The 16,665-nt window shown below is 69.9% G+C and carries 17 protein-coding genes; 10 read left to right on the top strand and 7 right to left on the bottom strand.

Annotated elements, in window-relative coordinates:
- Nucleotides 1-93 precede the first annotated feature (93 nt).
- Entirely contained in the window at nucleotides 94-519 is a 426-nt protein-coding gene (locus tag ABZX61_RS10025) for an organic hydroperoxide resistance protein (protein ID WP_350723884.1), read from the bottom strand.
- A 293-nt stretch (nucleotides 520-812) separates the two neighbouring features.
- Nucleotides 813-1,364, bottom strand: coding sequence for a TetR family transcriptional regulator (locus tag ABZX61_RS10020; protein WP_355193159.1), 552 nt, complete (start codon nucleotides 1,362-1,364; stop codon nucleotides 813-815).
- 111 nt (nucleotides 1,365-1,475) lie between these two features.
- On the opposite strand from ABZX61_RS10020, the gene ABZX61_RS10015 reads away from it, so the two are divergent.
- The gene (locus ABZX61_RS10015) at nucleotides 1,476-2,318 is read left to right on the top strand and encodes an oxidoreductase (protein WP_355193157.1); all 843 of its coding nucleotides are present in this window, start codon (nucleotides 1,476-1,478) and stop codon (nucleotides 2,316-2,318) included.
- Here ABZX61_RS10015 and ABZX61_RS10010 read toward each other — a convergent pair whose 3' ends face one another.
- A complete protein-coding gene (locus ABZX61_RS10010; protein ID WP_350723907.1) occupies nucleotides 2,319-2,972 on the bottom strand; it encodes a helix-turn-helix domain-containing protein in 654 nt (217 codons plus the stop codon).
- A 33-nt stretch (nucleotides 2,973-3,005) separates the two neighbouring features.
- Entirely contained in the window at nucleotides 3,006-3,392 is a 387-nt protein-coding gene (locus ABZX61_RS10005) for a hypothetical protein (RefSeq protein WP_350723909.1), read from the bottom strand.
- Nucleotides 3,393-3,536: 144 nt separating this feature from the next.
- On the opposite strand from ABZX61_RS10005, the gene sigJ reads away from it, so the two are divergent.
- Nucleotides 3,537-4,469, top strand: coding sequence for an RNA polymerase sigma factor SigJ (sigJ, locus tag ABZX61_RS10000; protein ID WP_355193154.1), 933 nt, complete (start codon nucleotides 3,537-3,539; stop codon nucleotides 4,467-4,469).
- A 7-nt stretch (nucleotides 4,470-4,476) separates the two neighbouring features.
- Here sigJ and ABZX61_RS09995 read toward each other — a convergent pair whose 3' ends face one another.
- Nucleotides 4,477-7,251 (bottom strand): BTAD domain-containing putative transcriptional regulator, encoded by a 2,775-nt coding sequence (locus tag ABZX61_RS09995; protein ID WP_355193152.1) that lies wholly within the window; start codon nucleotides 7,249-7,251, stop codon nucleotides 4,477-4,479.
- 96 nt (nucleotides 7,252-7,347) lie between these two features.
- On the opposite strand from ABZX61_RS09995, the gene ABZX61_RS09990 reads away from it, so the two are divergent.
- The 3 genes from ABZX61_RS09990 to ABZX61_RS09980 are packed head-to-tail and all read left to right on the top strand — an operon-like array spanning nucleotide 7,348 to nucleotide 9,798.
- Nucleotides 7,348-7,800: a carboxymuconolactone decarboxylase family protein gene (locus ABZX61_RS09990; protein ID WP_350723914.1), complete on the top strand. Its 453-nt coding sequence runs from the start codon at nucleotides 7,348-7,350 to the stop codon at nucleotides 7,798-7,800.
- A gap of 34 nt (nucleotides 7,801-7,834) precedes the next feature.
- Nucleotides 7,835-8,125, top strand: coding sequence for a hypothetical protein (locus ABZX61_RS09985; protein ID WP_355193150.1), 291 nt, complete (start codon nucleotides 7,835-7,837; stop codon nucleotides 8,123-8,125).
- 26 nt (nucleotides 8,126-8,151) lie between these two features.
- Nucleotides 8,152-9,798 (top strand): MFS transporter, encoded by a 1,647-nt coding sequence (locus ABZX61_RS09980; protein WP_355193148.1) that lies wholly within the window; start codon nucleotides 8,152-8,154, stop codon nucleotides 9,796-9,798.
- 241 nt (nucleotides 9,799-10,039) lie between these two features.
- Here ABZX61_RS09980 and ABZX61_RS09975 read toward each other — a convergent pair whose 3' ends face one another.
- Together ABZX61_RS09975 and ABZX61_RS09970 are read right to left on the bottom strand one after the other, a co-directional pair.
- Nucleotides 10,040-10,678, bottom strand: a complete 639-nt coding sequence (locus ABZX61_RS09975; protein ID WP_355193146.1) for a response regulator transcription factor — start codon at nucleotides 10,676-10,678, stop codon at nucleotides 10,040-10,042.
- Nucleotides 10,679-10,889: 211 nt separating this feature from the next.
- A complete protein-coding gene (locus tag ABZX61_RS09970) occupies nucleotides 10,890-12,014 on the bottom strand; it encodes a sensor histidine kinase (RefSeq protein ID WP_355193144.1) in 1,125 nt (374 codons plus the stop codon).
- A gap of 166 nt (nucleotides 12,015-12,180) precedes the next feature.
- Between ABZX61_RS09970 and ABZX61_RS09965 the strand changes: the two genes are divergently transcribed.
- The 5 genes from ABZX61_RS09965 to ABZX61_RS09945 all read left to right on the top strand — a co-directional run bounded on the left by ABZX61_RS09965 (nucleotide 12,181) and on the right by ABZX61_RS09945 (nucleotide 16,653).
- Nucleotides 12,181-13,647, top strand: coding sequence for an alpha/beta fold hydrolase (locus ABZX61_RS09965; protein ID WP_355193142.1), 1,467 nt, complete (start codon nucleotides 12,181-12,183; stop codon nucleotides 13,645-13,647).
- Nucleotides 13,644-14,561, top strand: coding sequence for an ATP-binding cassette domain-containing protein (locus ABZX61_RS09960; RefSeq protein WP_355193140.1), 918 nt, complete (start codon nucleotides 13,644-13,646; stop codon nucleotides 14,559-14,561). The genes ABZX61_RS09965 and ABZX61_RS09960 overlap by 4 nt, the downstream gene beginning before the upstream one ends.
- Nucleotides 14,558-15,310, top strand: a complete 753-nt coding sequence (locus tag ABZX61_RS09955; protein ID WP_355193138.1) for a hypothetical protein — start codon at nucleotides 14,558-14,560, stop codon at nucleotides 15,308-15,310. Before ABZX61_RS09960 ends, ABZX61_RS09955 begins: the two co-directional genes overlap by 4 nt.
- Before the next feature lie 540 nt (nucleotides 15,311-15,850).
- Nucleotides 15,851-15,994 carry a hypothetical protein gene (locus ABZX61_RS09950; RefSeq protein WP_355193136.1) on the top strand — a complete coding sequence of 48 codons (144 nt, stop codon included), beginning with the start codon at nucleotides 15,851-15,853 and terminating at the stop codon, nucleotides 15,992-15,994.
- 254 nt (nucleotides 15,995-16,248) lie between these two features.
- Nucleotides 16,249-16,653 (top strand): hypothetical protein, encoded by a 405-nt coding sequence (locus tag ABZX61_RS09945; RefSeq protein WP_355193134.1) that lies wholly within the window; start codon nucleotides 16,249-16,251, stop codon nucleotides 16,651-16,653.
- The last annotated feature ends 12 nt before the right edge of the window (nucleotides 16,654-16,665 follow it).

The following is a 16,665-nucleotide window of genomic DNA, read 5'->3' as shown; positions in this document are numbered from 1 at the left end:
TCTTCGACCGTGTCCTCGAGCCGGATCCGCTCGGGCAGCCGGCCGAAGCGGGCGCGGCGTGCCGCTTCGGCGGGGTCCTGAGCCGACCGCACTTCAAGCGGCTTTCGCGTTGATGGTGACCGGAATGTTGCCGCGGGTCGCCTTGGAGTAGGGGCAGATCTGGTGGGCCGCGGCGCCGAGCTCGTCGGCCGTCTGCTGGTCCACGCCTCCGAGCTCCAGGTTGAGCACGGCGCTGAGGCCGAACTCGCCGTCGTCGCCGTGGTGCAGGGTCACCTCCGCCGTGATGGCCGTGCTCGTCAGCCTGATCTTGCGCTCCGCCGCCGCCCTTCTGACTGCGCCGAGGAAGCAGGAGCCCCAGCCCGCGGCCAGCAACTGCTCGGGGTTGGTGGCCCCGCCCGCGCCGCCGAGCTGCTTCGGGATGGCGAGCGTGGTGTCGAGGAGGCCGTCGTCGGCCTGGACCCGGCCTCCGTTGCGGCCTTCTCCCGTGACGGTGACGACTCCGGTGTAGCTGACAGCCATGGCTTTCCCTTCAAGGTTTCCGGGGACACAAGGCGCGTCACCGGTTCAACTGGTGACGATATTGGCAAAGCCGCTCGTCACCTGTCAAGCCGGTGACACGTCCTGGCGGCGGAACAGGCTCGGGTCCCGGGTCGGCACGCCGGAGGAGGTCACGCTCGTCCTGTCCGGCCTGCCGGAGCCCGCGCAGCGGTTCGTGCCCGCGATGCGCGACGGTCCTGGCCGGCGCCACGGAAGGCTGAGCGCACGGGACACATCGCGGTGCCCTTCGTCAACCGTTCGTATGCAGGCGGCGCCTAGGGTCGTGCCGTACGGCCGGTGCCGCGCAGCAGTGTGTCGACCACGACGTCGGCAGCCTGTGCGGCGCTCAGCTCGGGCAGGTTCTCGGCGGCGTGCACCAGCAGCGGCGGCAGGATCGTGGCCACCCAGCCGGGCGGCAGGTCGGAGCGCAGCAGGCCCTCGTCGGTGGCGCGCCGCAGGAAGGCGTCGACCTCGTCGATCAGGCCGCGGCGGCGCTCGTGGAGCGTCTCCTCGCGGAGCATGCGGCTCGTTTCCACGGGCCATTTGCGGTTGACGGCGATGATGCCCTCGACGTAGCGGTGCAGCGCGACCTCGACCGGGGCCTCGCGCAGCCTGGCCGCCTCGATGGCCTTCTCGACCGCGTCGTAGCGGGCTCCGTAGACGGCGGCCATGAGGTCTTCGCGGGAGGCGAAGCGGCGGTAGACCGTGCGGCGGTCCACCCCCGCCGCCACGGCGATGGCGGCGATGGTCGCTGAGGGGTCGTCGGCGAGCATGCGGGCGCCTGTGCTCAGGACGCGTTCGAGGTTGCGGGTCGCGTCTGCTCTCACCAGCCCAAAGATACCCCTTCCGGCGATTTAGTGTCACGCTAACGCTGATCTTAGTTTTCTAAGTGCTACATTGATGAGGCAGTTAGGCAATATCGACCAAAGGAAGCACCCATGGCCAGGACATGGCTCATCACCGGATCGTCGCGCGGCTTCGGCCGCCACCTCGCTGAAGCGGTCCTCGAAGCGGGCGACCAGGTCATCGCCACCGCACGCAGCCCCAAGCAGCTCGACGACCTGGTGGCCCGCCACGGTGACCGGATACGGGCGGTCGCGCTCGACGTCACCGACGCCGCCGCGGCCGCCCGCGCGGTCAAGGAGGCCACCGACGCCTTCGGCAGCCTCGACGTGGTCGTCAACAACGCCGGCTACGGCAACAGCGCGCCGATCGAGGAGATGGCCGAGGACGACTTCCGCGCCCAGATCGAAACCAACCTCTTCGGCGTGGTGAACGTCACCCGGGCCGCCCTGCCCGTCCTGCGCGCCCAGCGATCAGGAGTCTTCGTACAGTTCTCCTCCATCGGCGGGCGCGTCGGCGGCACTCCCGGGATGGGGGCCTACCAGACCGCGAAGTTCGCCGTCGAAGGCTTCTCCGAAGTGCTCGCCAACGAGGTAGCGCCCTTCGGCGTCAAGGTCGTCATCGTCGAGCCGGGCGCGTTCCGTACCGACTGGCAAGGGACCTCCATGGAGATCCACCTCGTCGGCCCCGACTACGAGCAGACCGTAGGCACCATCCACCGCCACCGGCGCGACACCGACGGCACCCAGCCCGGCGACCCCGCGCGCGCCGCCAGGATCATCATCGACGTCGTCGGCCACGACGACCCGCCCAGGCGGCTCCTCCTCGGCAGCGACGCCGTCGCCTCCGCCCAGAAGGCCGCCGAGCTCCGTGCCGCCGAAACCGAGAAATGGGCCGATGTCAGCCGCTCGGCCGACTACCCCGCCGACGAACGCTAGTCACCGCCCCGGCCGCGGGGCCGGTGGGGGCGGCGGGAGTGCGAGGACCGCGCGGACCGCGGCCGTCAGCCGTTCTCGGCTGTCGGCCCCGATCACGGGGCGGCCGTCCGCGGTCGGGGCCGCCAGCGCCCGCCGGAACACGGCGGTCGGCAGGTCGACCACGCACAGCGTCACCACCTCGACGCTCGCCCCGTCAGCACGATCCCACAGCGCCCGCGACAGGCGGGTCAGCAGCGCCACCAACCGCTTGTCCAGGGCGAACATCTCCTCGGCCAGCTCCTGCGGCACCTCGGGACCGAGCAGCTGGTCACGGCGCACCGCCACGAGCATCCGGGCGGCGGCAGGCCGGCGGTCGGCGAACACCGCGGGCACGCTCGCCACCGCCGCCACCGCCTCGACTGCCGCTTCGCGGTCGCCCCCTTGCACCGCGTCGGCCAGCTCGACCTGGAGATCCAGGAAATCTCCCGCCGCCCTCAGCCACAGCCGCCCGAGCAGCACCGGCAACGACCCGAACGCGTGGTAGATCACCCCGTTCGACACCCCGGCGGCCGTCGCCAGCGCTCGCACCGTGAACCGCTCCGGGCCGCCATCGGCCACCAACTGCTCGGCGACGTCCAGCAACCGGTCGAGATCATGAACTCGAGGGCGAGGCATACCCATTAGCATAACAGAGCGCACGCTCCATAATCACGCGGTGGCGTCCACGCGGGTGCGGCGGCCGTCCCAGATCCGGCCGAGCTGAATGACGCTCATGCCGAACATCAGGACGCCCAACGGGACGTGCAGGGTCTTCACGTGCGCTATGCCCAGCGCTATCTGCGCCGACGTGACCACGAAGAAGCCGGCCGCGTACCGGATGGGCCTGGGCGAGCCGCCGCCCGGCCGCCAGACCAGGATCGAGACCACCAGGTGCAACAGGGTCACGACGAACGTCGCGTATGCTCCAGCACTGTGCAGTGCCCCACCTCCGGGCAAGGACAAAAGCAGCCCGGCGGTGATCGCCTGGACGAAGACGGCCAAGGTTTGCAGGGTGATCGCGATCCGCAGGAACCTGAGGTTCGTGGGTGTGGACATGTCGGGGCTTCCCTTCTCGATCCCGGTGTCTCGGCAGTCCGACGACACGACCGCCGGGAATGTGAGGTGCGGCGACCTCACGTTCCGGGGAGTTGTCTCGTCTGTCCGGGTGAGGGCGGAAACGACCGAGGAGCAGGCGACACCATGACCACCCCATCCGAGCCAGGGATCGACCCGAGCCTGAGCGTGATCATGAGCGAGCGGCGTCAGCTGATCAATCTCGCCTACCGCCTCCTCGGCTCCCTTGCCGATGCGGAGGATGTCGTCCAGGAGGCGTGCGCCCGCTGGTACGCCATGACCCCGCAACAGCAGCAGGCCATCAACTCCCCCGGTGCCTGGCTGACGAAGGTCGCCGGCCGCATCTGCCTCGATGTGCTCGGCTCGGCACGCGCGCGGCGCGAGCGCTACGTGGGCGAATGGATCCCCGAGCCGCTGCCCGACCGTACGGAGTGGATCAGCGCGCGGCCGGGCGGCGCCATGACCGACCCGGCCGACCGGATCACCCTCGACGAGTCGATCAACATGGCCTTCCTGGTCGTGCTCGAGTCGATGACCCCGGCCGAGCGCGTGGCGTTCATCCTGCACGACGTCTTCCGCTACTCCTTCGCCGAAGTGGCGGAGATCGTCGGTCGTACGCCGGTGGCGTGCCGCCAGCTGGCCTCCTCGGCCCGCCGTCGTCTTCGAGAGACACAGGCTCCCGCGACTCCGGCGGCCCGGCCCGGCATCGTCGGCGACTTCAAGCGGGCGTGGGAAGCCAAGGACATCAAAGCCCTCATCGGGCTCCTCGACCCCGACGCCACGGCGGTCATCGACGGCGGCGGCCTCGTCAGCGCCGGCCTCCACCCGATCGAAGGCAGCGAGCAGATCGCCCGCTACCTCCTCGCCATCGCCGGAATGTCACCCGGCCTGACGATCCTGGAACGTACGGTCAATGGTCAGCCCGGTCTGGTGGCCCAGCAGGACGGCGTGACGGTGACGGTGGCGGCGTTCGACGTCACGGGCGACCGGATCAAGCACATCTGGGCGGTACGCAACCCCGAGAAGCTCCGGCCTTGGACGGCGCAGCCACAGCCCTAGGACCGGCTCATCCGGCGTGCTCCAGGAAGGCGCGGACCTCCCCGGCCTCCGGAACGCCCAGTTCCTCGTACAGGCCGAGGGCCACCCGCCCGTGCTCGCAGGCCTGCTCCGCCCGCCCGAGCGCGAGGTGGGCGCGGGCCAGCCCGTCGTGAGCTCGCGCCTGCTCCGGGCGGTTGCGGGCCAGGTTGGCGAGCGCGAGCGCGGCCGTGTGCTCCCCGATCGCCCAGGCCGGGTCGTCTGCCGCCTCGGCCAGCCCGTTGAGCGCGGCCGCCTCGTCGGTGGTGTTGCCGAGCTTGCGGTAGAGGGCCGCGGCCTGCTCGTGGCGGGTGCGGGCCTGGGCGAGCTCGCCCTGGTGCCGGAGGACGACGCCGAGGTGGTTGAGGATCATCGCCTCCCCTGCCGGGTTGCCGACCTTGCGGTGCAGCGCCAGTGCCAGGTCGAGATGGCGCCGGGCCTCCTCCGGGCGGCCGGCCCGGTCGAGGGCCAGGGCGAGGATGCCGAGCACGTTGGCCTCGCCCCAGGTGTCGGCGCCGATCCGGGTGAGGTCGAGTGCCTGCTCCAGGTACTGCTCCGCCTGCTCGTCCTGGCGTCGGCGCAGGGCCACGTTGCCCAGGGTGAGCAGTGCCCGAGCGCGTTCGTAGGCCTCCTCGCACGCGTCGAGGGCCTGGTGGGCGTGCTCCTCCGCGCGCTCGTACTCGCCGAGCCGCCAGTAGGTCCACGCCAGGTCGGCGAGCGCCCGCTCCTCGAACTCGCGGTGGCCGAACTTGCGGCTGCGCTGCAACGCCAGGGTGTGCAGCGTGAGCGCGTCGTCGTGGTGCGCCTGCCGGTCGAGGAAGGGGCGCATCGTCAGAGCCAGCATGCCGACGCAGATCTCGGGGCCGTGGACGGCGGTCGCGATGATGTTGGAGCGTTCGGCGTCAAGCCAGGCGATCGCCTCCGCGGCGTCCCGGATGGGCGCGATCGGGGCGGTCGGCTGGGGGATGCCCTCCCGCTGGCCGACGCTGTACGGGTAGAGCCGGTCCATCGCCGCCCGAGCGCGGTGCAGGTAGTAGGTGAGCAGTCGCAGAACCTCGCCGTCGTCCTCGGCGATCGAGCGCGCGTGCTCGCGGAGGAGGTCGTGGAAGGTGTAGCGGCCGGGTTCGAACTGCAGGAGCATGTGGGCGTCGAGGAGGCCTTCCAGGAGCTCCTCCGCCTCGTCCTCCGGGATGCCCGCCAGCGCGGCCGCGCCGCAGGCGTCGATGTCGCGTCCCGGCGCCAGCCCGAGCAGGCGGAACATGCGCTGCTCGGCCTCGTCGAGCTGCTCATATGACAGGGTGAAGGCCGCCGACACCCCGTCCAGGAGCCGGCGATGGTCCCGCAGCCGGCCCGCCAGGTAGGACACGGTCCAGCGCGGACGGTGCTGGAGGCGGGCGGCCGAGATCCGGATGGCGAGCGGGAGGTGCCCGCACAGCTGCAGCACCTCGCGTACGGCCTCCGGCTCACGGCCGGCGCGTTCGCCCACGATCCGCCCGAACAGCTCGGCGGCGTCCTGCTCGCCCAGCACGTCGACCGAGAGCGCGTGGGTGCCGTCCAGGTCGACCAGCCGCCGCCGGCTGGTGATCAGGACGAGGGTGTCGGAGTGTCCCGGCAGCAGGGGGCGTACGTGCTCGGCGTCGAGAACGTTGTCCAGCACGGCGAGCGCGCGGCGATCGGCCAGCTCGGCGCGCCACAGGGCGCTCCGCTCGACCAGCGTGACCGGGATGCGGTCGGCGGGCACCCCGAGCTGGCGCAGGAGCGCTTCCAGCGCGGCGGCGGCGTCGAGCGGCTCCCGGCCCGCGGTGTGGGCCTGCAGGTCGATGAAGAGCCGGCCGTCGGGATAGCGGGCGGCCAGCCGATGGGCCACGTGTACGGCGAGCGTGGTCTTGCCGATCCCGGCCATGCCGTCGATCGTCACGACCGCCGGCCCGTGCCGCTCACCCACCTCGCCTATGAGCCGCTCCAGCTCGGTGGTACGTCCGGAGAAATCGGGAATGTCGTACGGCAGGAACGTGGAGCGACGCGGCGGGCTGGCAACCACCGGCGCCGCGCCGCCCAGACGCAACGCCGGATCGTCCGCCAGGACCGCCCGCTCCAGCTCGATGAAGGCGTGCCCGGGATCCAGCCCCTGCTCGTCCGCCAGAGCCGTCCGGTAGGAACGCGCCGCGGCCAGGGCGTCGGCCTGCCGCCCCGCCCGGTGCAGGGCCAGGACGAGGTGGCCGTTGAGCTTCTCGCGGAGCGGGTTGGCGGTCACCTGGGCGGCGAGCTCGTCGAGCAGCTCGCCGTGCCGCCCGGCGGCGAGCTCTCCCTCCACCAGGCGTTCGTAGGCCGACAGCCGCCGGTCGTTCCAGAGCTCGCGGACGCCGGTGACGTAATGCGCGTGCACGTCCTCCAGCGCCTCGCCGCCCCACAGCTCAAGGGCCTTGCGCAGCTCACCCGCGGCTGCCAGCTCGGTGAACTCCTGCGCGTCGACCTGCCCGGACTCCGGCTGCGCGACATAGCCGCCGGCACGCGTCTCAAGGAGGTTTACGGCTCCCGCTCCGCGCAGCACCTTGCGGATCGCGGTGATCGAGGCGTGGATCTGCGACCGGGCGGTGTCGGGCTGGTCGTAGCCCCACATCGCGTCGATCAGCCGCTCGATACTGATCACCCGGCCGGCGTTGAGCAGGAGGTAGGCCAGCACAGCCCGGTGACGTGGGGCGATGCCCGCCAGCGGCGCGCCGTCGACGATCATCTGGACGGGGCCGAGAAGAGTGAATCGCAACATTCGTCCCCCATCACCTTCGCATCGTGCACGCATCGCGAATGTATCAACCTGGCCAGACACTCTGATCTCACACGAACCGAGACAGAGGAGAGCACGATGGAAGCCCGGATGAAGAACCCCGCCACCCTCATCCCCGCCGCGATGCAGCCGATCATGCAGGTGATGAAGGCCGCTCAGTCGCAGGGCCTCCCCCAGGAGCTCATGGAGATGATCCACCTGCGGGTCAGCCAGATCAACCGCTGCAGCTTCTGCGTCGACGCCGGCCTGAAGAACCTGCGCAAGCTCGGCGAGAGCGACGACCGCATCGGCCTGATCGCCGCCTGGCGCGAGGCTCCGTACTACACCGACGCCGAGCGGGCCGCCCTGGAGCTGGCCGAGGCCTCGACCCGGCTGGCCGACCGCGACGACGCCGTCTCCGACGAGATCTGGGACAACGCCGCCGACCACTTCGACGAGCAGCAGCTGGCCTCGATCCTGCTGATGACCGCCGTCACCAACCTCTTCAACCGCCTGAACGCCCCGATCCGGCAGGTCGCCGGCACCTGGTAAGCCCCTGCTCACACGTACATAAGGAGACACCGACATGTCCGCCGTCCGCTCGCACCGCTACTCCGTCCCCGAGGCCGATCTGGAGGAGTTCCTGGCCCGCCGCAGGTCGCTGATCGCGACTGTCCGGAAGGGCCACCCCGGGCTCACCCGCACCGTGCTGATCCGGCTCGACGACGACACGTACACCGACACCTGGCACTGGGAGAGCGCCGAGCAGCTGGGCGCCGCGCTCGCCGCCCTGCCCACCTTTCCGGAGGCCCCACTGACCATGTCCCTCACCAAGGACGCCACCGCCCTGAACGGCCGGCTCGTCGACGAGCACTGAGCCGCCACTGACGAGGAGTCCACCACGTGTCCAGCTCGGTCGGCACCCCATCCACGACGACGAACCACTCGTACCGCTCGAACCGCTCGTACCGTGACGTGCTGCGCGACAAGCGCGTGGCCGGGCTGCTGCTCGGCGACCTGCTGGCCAACATCAGCACGGGCATGATCCTCGTGGCCATGCCCGTGCAGACCCTGCGCATCCACGGGGACATACCTCCGGCGATCGCCGTCGGGATGGTGGAGGCGGCCCCGTTCCTCCTGTCCACGGTCCTGGCGCTCGGCATCGGCCTGGGCCGGCTCCGGCTACCGCCCCGCACCCTGCTGCTCGCCGACTGCGTGCTGCGGGCGCTGACCTTCACCGGCCTGGGCCTGGCCGCGGTGACCGACCGGCTCACCCTGCCCGTACTGGTCGGCGGGCTGCTGCTGGGCGCGGCCTTCCGGATGGCCGGTGCGAGCGGCCGCCGTCTGCTCGTCACCTCGATGGCGGGCGAGTCGGAACGGTACGGTGTCAACGGACTGCTGGGCCTGAACAGCAACGTCGCACTCTACGTGCTGGGCCCCGTGGCCGGCGGGCTCATGGTGGCGGCCGACGGGCCGGGCGCGGTGCTGTTCGTCGACGCGTGCGGCGCACTGCTGCTGATGGCCTGCGTACTGCGCTGGGCACCACGGGCACGGTCGAAGCCACAGTCACGGCCGCGGTCGAAGCCACAGTCACGGCCGCGGTCGGAGCCGCAGCCGAAATCGGAGCGGTCGGAACCGGAGCGGTCAGAACCGCGATCGGAGCCGCAGTCGCGGTCGAAGCCACAGCCGAGGCCATGGCCGGAATCGCCGCCAGAGTCGCAGTCGGAGTCGCTGTCGCAGTCGCAGTCGCAGTTGGAGTCACCGCCGGAGCCATGGTCGGAGTCGCCGCCGCAGTCGCAGTCGCAGTCGCGGTCGCAGTCGCGGTCGCGGTCGGAGTCGCCGCCGGAGTCACCGTCGGAGTCACCGTCGGAGTCGGAGTCGCGGTCGGAGTCACCGCCGGAGGAGTCCACCCACACGCGGCAGGACGAGTCGGGCTGGCGCATCCTGCGCCGCCGCCCCGTGGCGGCCCGGCTGCTGGTCGTGGTGTTCTTCTTCAACTTCCTCTACATGCCGGTCGAGGTAGCACTCCCCCTGTACGTCCAGGGCACCCTGCACAGCGGCGCGTCCGGCCTCGGCCTGCTGTGGAGCGCCCTGGGCGTCGGCGCGATCGCGGGCGCCGCCCTGGTCAACCTGATGCGCGGCCTCCCCCAGCGCCATCTGCTCATCACGATCATCGGTTTGTGGGCACTCTGCCCGATCGCCCTGGCCACCGCGGACAACCTGACCGCCGCGATGATCGTGTTCGCCCTGGGCGGCCTGGTCTGGGCCCCGTTCACCCCCGTCGCGTACAGCTTCCTGCAGTCAGACCTGCGGCCCAGCGAACAGCAGCCGGTAGTGACCCTCTGGACGACGGGGTCAACAATCGCGGCCCCACTGGGCCTCGTGGCCGGCGGCCCGCTCATCCAACTGACCGGCACCGACACGGGCCTGGTCATCTCGGGCCTCCTCACCCTGCTCCTGGTCCCGCTCGCCGCCGCAACCGTCCTAACCCGCGGCCAGACCGCTGTCGAGACCAGCCGCAGAGCTCCCGGCGCCACCACCCGCCGATAACGGCATCTGGCGCGTACGCCAACCCGACTTGACGAGGCCGACCACAGAGACCTCGCCACCACCATCCGCCGATATCCACTTCAGGCGGGTACGCCAACCCCGCTTGCCAAGGCCAACCGCAAAGACCCCGGCACACCACCCACCCATAACCACTTCAGACGCGTACACCAACCCCGCTTGACAAGACCAACCGCAAAGACCCCGGCACACCACCCACCCATAACCACTTCAGGCGCGTACGCTAACCCGGCTTGACAAGGCCGGCTTCGTAGGCGGCAATGACGAGCTGGGCGCGGTCTCGGGCCTGCAGCTTGGCCAGCAAGCGGCCGATGTGCGTCTTGACGGTCCCGGGGCTCAGCTGGAGCTGGGCGCTGAGCTCGGCGTTGGACAGACCGTGGGCGATGAGCGTGAGCACCTCACGCTCCCGGTCCGTCAGATTGCCGAGCCCGTGGAAGACCCGCTGGGCCGGCCGCCGTACGAACTCCGCGATCAATCGCGTGGTGACGCTGGGCGCAAGCAGCGTCTCGCCCGACGCGACCACCCGGATCGCCCTCAGGAGATCGTCAGGGGGCGCATCCTTGAGCAGGAACCCGCTGGCACCCGCACGCAGCGCCGCGTAGACGTACTCATCGAGGTCGAACGTAGTCAGGATGAGTACTCGGGTATCCCCGGCGATCTGCCGGGTCGCGGCGATGCCGTCCATCTCCGGCATCCTGACGTCCATGAGCACCACATCGGGTGACTCCGTCCGCGCGAGTGCCACCGCCTGGTGTCCGTCGGCCGCCTCCCCAACCACGATGAGATCGTCCTCCGAGTCGATCAACAATCGGAAGCTGCCACGCAGCAGTGCCTGATCGTCGGCGATGAGCACTCGAATCAAGAGATCCCCCACAACACACCCACCACAAGCAGGTTCAGCACCAGGCTCGCAGACGCGCTACCCAGGTCTCTGCCTCCCACATTGCGCCACTCAACACCACGGACACCGGCTCCTGGGCCAGGATCTTGACATCAGGCACTCCCGCATCCATCCATCCCCATCGCGCGGAACCACCGACCTCGAACGACGTCGCCGGCGTGAGTCACGTAGGTCACGGGATCTCCCATGATGCGTGTACGCCGAACCCGCCTCCCGGCAGAGGCCCGGCCTCGAAGGTGCCGCCGTACATCATGGCCCGTTCCCGCATCCCCGCAAGACCGTGCCCGCCCTCCTTGCCCGGCAGCACTCGCTGCCCCGGCCCGTCGTCGACCACCGAGATCTTCAACAACCCGTCGACGACCGACACGCCGGCCCGGCAACGGGCGGGAGCGGCGTGCCTGACGACGTTGGTGATCGCCTCCTGAACGATGCGATAGACGGACAGCCCCATGCTGTCGGGCACGGTCCCGCTCACCGAGAGCTCGACCTGCACGCCGGCCTCCGCCGCGCGTTGTGCCAGGGACGGCAGGTCGGCGAGGCCGGGGAGCGGCGTGCTCTCGGGTGCGCTGCCTGACGAACGCAGGGCGCCGAGCAACTGGCGCATCTCCACGAGCGAGCCGCGCCCGATCTGCTCGATGGCCCGTAACGCCTCGCGCCCTTCCTCCGGATGCTTGTCCAGGACCTTGGCCGCCACCCCCGCCTTGACGGTGATCATGCTCAGCGAATGGGCGACGACGTCGTGCAGCTCGCGGGCGATCCGCAGGCGCTCGTCGACCACCGCCTTCTCGGCCTGCATCTTGGCCTCGCGCGCGGCGGACACCCGGCGGGTGCGCGCCGCCGTACCGAGACTCCAACCGGCTCCCACGACCAGCCAGGCCGCCCCGACGATGAAGACGGGATCCGGCCAGCCGTCCACTCGCGGTACGCCCATCACCGAGGTCAGCAGAGCGCCTCCGGTGACGAGCAGGCCCAGCACGAGGGCGATCGCCGACCGCCGCGCCGGTTGGGTGGCCGACACCGGGTAGATGGTCAAGGCCACTACCCCGACCATCATCAGCCGGTTCGCCTGTAGCGTGAGCAGAAGGAGGCCGACCAGGAGCGCACCGTAGTATGCGGGCACCGGCCAGATCCGCCGCACGGCCACGGGCACCGCGAGCAGCCAGCAGATCAGCACCGACGCGGTGCTCACCGCCAGGCCCTCCGGATCCGTCGTGGACCCCAGCGCGAGCAGCACCGCGACCACGGTGTCGGCGAGAACGAGCAGCCAGTGTGGGGGCCGCCGGACGAGCAGGTTCACAGCTCGACGCTATCGAGGAACGACCGCGAGCGAATCGGAGCACGATCCGTCAGACCAGGGTCGTACTCCGCTCTCTTACGCCCGCACCGTATGACCCTGGTCCGAGCCGCAAGACCGGATCTGGCTCCGATGTGCGCACCCACCGCCGTGCAGGATCGTTTCCCGCATGGATCGACGCACACTCATCGCCCTGAGCCTCACTGCCTGCCTCGCCCTCTCGCTCGGCGGCATCGCACTGGCGTCGGCGCAAGAGTATCGCCTCGCCTGGAAGGAATGTGGTGACGGTCTGCGATGCGCCGAGCTGGTCGTTCCCGTGGACTGGGCCGATCCGGGCGGCCCCAAGACCTCGGTGCACGTGGCCAGAATGCCCGCGACGGGCAGGAGCATGGGCCCGCTGATCGTCAACTTCGGAGGCCCGGCCACCAGCACGGTGATGCTCAGGCAGAGAGACGATCCCGACATCCCGCCGGAGCTGCCGACCCTGCTCAAGGAGTTGCGGAGCCGATTCGACGTCATCGCCCTGGATCCGCGCGGGATGTCCGAGCCCGGCAGCGGCAAGAGAGTGAGCTGCGAGGAGCCCTCGGCCTCCATCTTCGGACTGGTCCTGGCACGGACGAAGCAGGACTGGGACGCTCACGCCGCCAAGAACGCGGCCCATCAGGCGAGCTGCCGCAAGACGGCCAGGTCGGCGTGGTACGGAATGACGGCATGGAACGTGGCGCACGACATGGACGCGCTGCGCGCCGCACTCGGCCAGGAGAAGCTCCGCTACGCGGGCAACTCGTACGGCACCGTCTACGCCCAGGCCTACCTGGAGCTGTTCCCGCAGCGGGTGGAGCGGATGTATTTCGACGGGACCGCCGATCACACCCAGCAGGAGTTCGAGCCCTGGTTGCGCAACTACGCGCGGACCCAGGAGCGACATCTCACCCGCTTCCGTGACTGGTGCGCTCGCCGTACGGACTGCGCCCTGCACGGCAGAGATGCGGGCAAGGCATGGGACGAACTGGTCGCAAGAGTGCGCCGCGCGCCACTGCCGGCGTCGGCCGGCAGGACGGTGCACGAGGGACAGCTGTACGCGGGCGCGGTCAAAGGCATGAACCCGGCGTACTGGCCGCGATTCGCGACTGCCATCAGCAAGGCCCTCGACGGCGACGCCGCCGGCTTTCTCACCGAGCTCGCACCGGATCAGGGCAGCTCATCCGTGAGCCAGGACTCTCTGTGCAACGACTTCATGCCGAAGCTGCCGACGTACGAGGAGTTCCAAAGCATCGAGGCCAGGCTTCGTGAGATCGCGCCGAGGTTCGGCTGGATCGAGGGACGCTTCGAACTCGGGCGGTGCTGGGGGCGTAGCGGGGGCGCGTCCTGGGCGCCGCACCCGTTACGGGTGAAGGACGTCCCACCAATCCTCTTCGCGATCGGGGAGCTCGACAACAACACCAACTACCTCGGGCAGCAGCACGTGGCGGAGCAGGTTCCGTCCGCGCAGGTCCTGTGGCACGGAGACGGCCACGCGGCGTGGGCCGCCAACACCTGCCTGCGGCGGCATGTCTTCGCCTACCTGACCACGGGGACGCTGCCCGCGCGGGGCACGCGCTGCCCGGCCGAGCTGATTCAACGGGTGGGGAAATGATCGAAGTCATAGATCTGACGAAGGTGTACGGTTCCACGCGGGCGGTCTCGGGGCTGACGTTCGACGTCAAACCCGGACAGGTCACGGGCTTTCTCGGCCACAACGGGGCCGGCAAGTCCACCACCATGCGAGTGATCCTGGGCCTCCACGCGCCCACCTCGGGCAAGGCGTTGATCAACGGCGTCCGCAAGCGCGACCTCCATGACCCCATGCGTGAGGTCGGTGCCATGCTCGATGCCACCGAGGTGCAGGGCGGGCGCAGCGCGTTCGATCACCTCCAGGCGCTGGCGCATGCCGGCGGGATCGCGCGCCACAGAGTCATAGCGGTTCTCGAGGAGGTCGGCCTGGCCGGCGCGGCACGCAAGCGGATCGCCGGGTTCTCCCAGGGGATGCGCCAGCGCCTCGGCATCGCGGCGGCACTGCTCGGCGACCCGGGGGTGCTCATTCTTGACGAGCCGGTCAACGGCCTCGACCCCGACGGCATCCGCTGGCTCAGGACGCTGCTGAGATCTCTGGCGGCCGAGGGGCGGACCGTCCTCCTGTCGAGCCATCTGATGACCGAGATGTCCCTCACCGCCGACCGGCTCATCATCATCGGCCGCGGTCAGCTGATCGAGGACACCACGATGACGGAGCTGCTGGCCCGCTTCCAAGGCGACGTATCGGTCCGGTCGCCACACGCGGCCCGCTTGTCCGGGGCACTCGAAGCGGCGGGAGCAACCGTACGACGCACCCAGACGTCCGGCGCGAGCACGCCTTCGACTTCTACCTCCTGGGCCGAAGGAGTGCTGCTGGTGACCGGCTTGTCCGCAGCGGCCATAGGCGATGTCGCCCTGGCGAACGGCTGTGCCATCCACGAATTGACACCCCGCCAGGCATCGCTGGAAGAGGCCTTCATGGAGATAACCCAATGATCAACGTCGTCGCATCGGAATGGCTCAAGCTGCGCTCGCTCCGATCCACCTACTACGTCCTGGCCTCCACGCTCTCAGCCGTGGCGCTCACCGGCTTCGCCGCCCTCTCGATCTCGCACTACTTCGACACCAAGGGTCCCGGCGGCGAACCCGTCGGCACGGGGCTCACCTTCAGCGCCGACATTCCCCCCGTGCTCTTCGGCATGCTGGGCGTGCTCGCCATCTCCGGCGAGTACAGCACCGGCATGATCAGGCTGACGTTGACCACGCTCCGGCGCCCGGGGATCCTGCTCCTGGCCAAGGCCACCGTGGTGGCCACCGTGGCCGCGATCACGGGTCAGGTGCTGGCGTTCGCCACCTACTTCACCGCACAGGCGGTGGTGGGCGGACGCCCGATCGGCGCCTCGTTCTCCGAACCGACCGCCCTGTCCGAGGTACTGTCGACAGGCGCAGGCTCCGCCGTCGCAGCGGTGATGGGGTTGTGCCTGGCCACGATTCTGCGTTCGACACCGGGAGCACTCATCGCACTGGTCGCCTTCCTGACGGCCCCGACCGTGATCGAGCGCTTTCTCCCCGCCCCTTGGAACGACTGGACAGGCTCCCTGACGATCCCCTCGCTGACGAGGCAGTTAGCCGGCGTCCCCGACTCCGGCGCCTTCGCCCCTTCGTCGGCCAGCGCCATCTTCGCGGGTTATGTCACGATTTTCCTCGTCGCAGCGGCCCTGGCAATCACCCGTCGCGACGCCTGACCACAACTGACCCACACGGACGGCATCCCACGACGGTATGAGGGCTGCGGCCCTCGGTCACACGGGGCCCTTGCACCTCAGCCGCTTCCGACCGCTCGCTTCCACGCCTCCGTCGCTTGCACCTCGCAGCCTCAGGCCTTTCACGTCGGGTCGACTGCGCCGCTTGCGCCTCGCCAGCCTCGAGCCTTTCACCTCGGGTCGCCTCCGTCGCATGCACCTCGCAGCCGCAGGCCTTTCACGTCGGGTCGACTGCGCCGCTTGCGCCTCGCCAGCCTCGGACCTTTCACCTCGGACCGACTCCGCCTCCCTTGCACCTCGCCAGCCTCGAGCCTTTCACCTCGGGGCGCCTCCACCCCTTTCACATCGACCGCCTCGGGGGCTCCGTGGTATGCGCCAGAGATCCAACACATTTGGCTGACCAGACTCGTCCCCCCCGCGCCCAGGCCGAAATTGCGCTCAGACAGGGCAATCCGTCACTGGGGAGGGACCTGCGTCAACGCTCCAGCTTGGGGCTCATGGCCGTTATCCGAGCCCCGGGCCGTGATGGCGTCCTCGACCGTGGCGTGGCGCGCCATCACACACGCCACGACGGCACACGTGCTCTCCCGGGTCTCCTGGGCGGCCCACCTGCGCCACACCGTGCGCTTCTCGGACGCGTTGCGCACGCTGCTCACCACCGGCTAACACGCGCTGCTCGAGCTGGGCCCGGGCCGTACTTCAGCAGCCTGGCCCGGCAGCACCCGCTGCACCTCAGCTGTTCGGCGTTGCTGACCCGCCTACGGCTATGAGATCGCGGCCTGGCTGCGGGAGCAGCTGTAAGGGCCGTGTCAGGACGGCAACGGTCCGGTATCAGAACGGTCGGCGATCGTAAAGGCCATGAACGGTTGAACGCCTGCCCGCCCAACCGAATCCCCAACAGTTCTGAGGAGCGCACCACCATGGCCATCACCCTCACCGACCAGGACAAGCTCGCCCTTCGGACCGCCGCGTGGGGCGCCGTCTCCCTGATGTCCGCCGCCGGTGCCGCCGGCTCGGCCCACAAGGTCGCCACCGAAGGCTCCATCGCCCTGACCTCCGCCACCGGCCCCGTCGGACACGTGCTCGCCAAGGCTCCCAAGGGCGTCAAGTACGGCAAGACCGTCGCTGCCCTCGCCGACCAGGTGCTGCCGGCGCTGACCGCATCCATGAACCTGCTCAAGCAGCAGGACCCGGCCGAGGCCGACAACTTCCGCAGCACCGTCATGGTCGCCGTCGAAGCCTCCACCGGAGAGCACCAGGGCCGGCCCAGCCCCACCCTGACCGACATGGCCCGCAAGATCACCGCGGCCCTCGACGCCGCCTGACGGGCTGCTGCA

It is taken from the genome of Nonomuraea sp. NPDC003709, from assembly GCF_040610775.1.
Classification (GTDB): Bacteria; Actinomycetota; Actinomycetes; order Streptosporangiales; family Streptosporangiaceae; genus Nonomuraea; species Nonomuraea angiospora_A.
Note: the sequence above shows the minus strand (reverse complement) of the source record. Positions and strands in the feature narration are given on the sequence as shown.

What these genes read in the sequence shown, in the direction of transcription:
- ABZX61_RS09955 (WP_355193138.1), top strand. Translation starts at nt 14,558, where the DNA reads ATGATCAACGTCGTCGCATCGGAATGGCTCAAGCTGCGCTCGCTCCGA.
- ABZX61_RS09945 (WP_355193134.1), top strand. Translation starts at nt 16,249, where the DNA reads ATGGCCATCACCCTCACCGACCAGGACAAGCTCGCCCTTCGGACCGCC.
- ABZX61_RS09985 (WP_355193150.1), top strand. Translation starts at nt 7,835, where the DNA reads ATGTCCGCCGTCCGCTCGCACCGCTACTCCGTCCCCGAGGCCGATCTG.
- ABZX61_RS10025 (WP_350723884.1), bottom strand. Translation starts at nt 519, where the DNA reads ATGGCTGTCAGCTACACCGGAGTCGTCACCGTCACGGGAGAAGGCCGC.
- ABZX61_RS10010 (WP_350723907.1), bottom strand. Translation starts at nt 2,972, where the DNA reads ATGCCTCGCCCTCGAGTTCATGATCTCGACCGGTTGCTGGACGTCGCC.
- ABZX61_RS09960 (WP_355193140.1), top strand. Translation starts at nt 13,644, where the DNA reads ATGATCGAAGTCATAGATCTGACGAAGGTGTACGGTTCCACGCGGGCG.
- ABZX61_RS10005 (WP_350723909.1), bottom strand. Translation starts at nt 3,392, where the DNA reads ATGTCCACACCCACGAACCTCAGGTTCCTGCGGATCGCGATCACCCTG.
- sigJ (WP_355193154.1), top strand. Translation starts at nt 3,537, where the DNA reads ATGACCACCCCATCCGAGCCAGGGATCGACCCGAGCCTGAGCGTGATC.
- ABZX61_RS09990 (WP_350723914.1), top strand. Translation starts at nt 7,348, where the DNA reads ATGGAAGCCCGGATGAAGAACCCCGCCACCCTCATCCCCGCCGCGATG.
- ABZX61_RS10015 (WP_355193157.1), top strand. Translation starts at nt 1,476, where the DNA reads ATGGCCAGGACATGGCTCATCACCGGATCGTCGCGCGGCTTCGGCCGC.
- ABZX61_RS09965 (WP_355193142.1), top strand. Translation starts at nt 12,181, where the DNA reads ATGGATCGACGCACACTCATCGCCCTGAGCCTCACTGCCTGCCTCGCC.
- ABZX61_RS09995 (WP_355193152.1), bottom strand. Translation starts at nt 7,251, where the DNA reads ATGTTGCGATTCACTCTTCTCGGCCCCGTCCAGATGATCGTCGACGGC.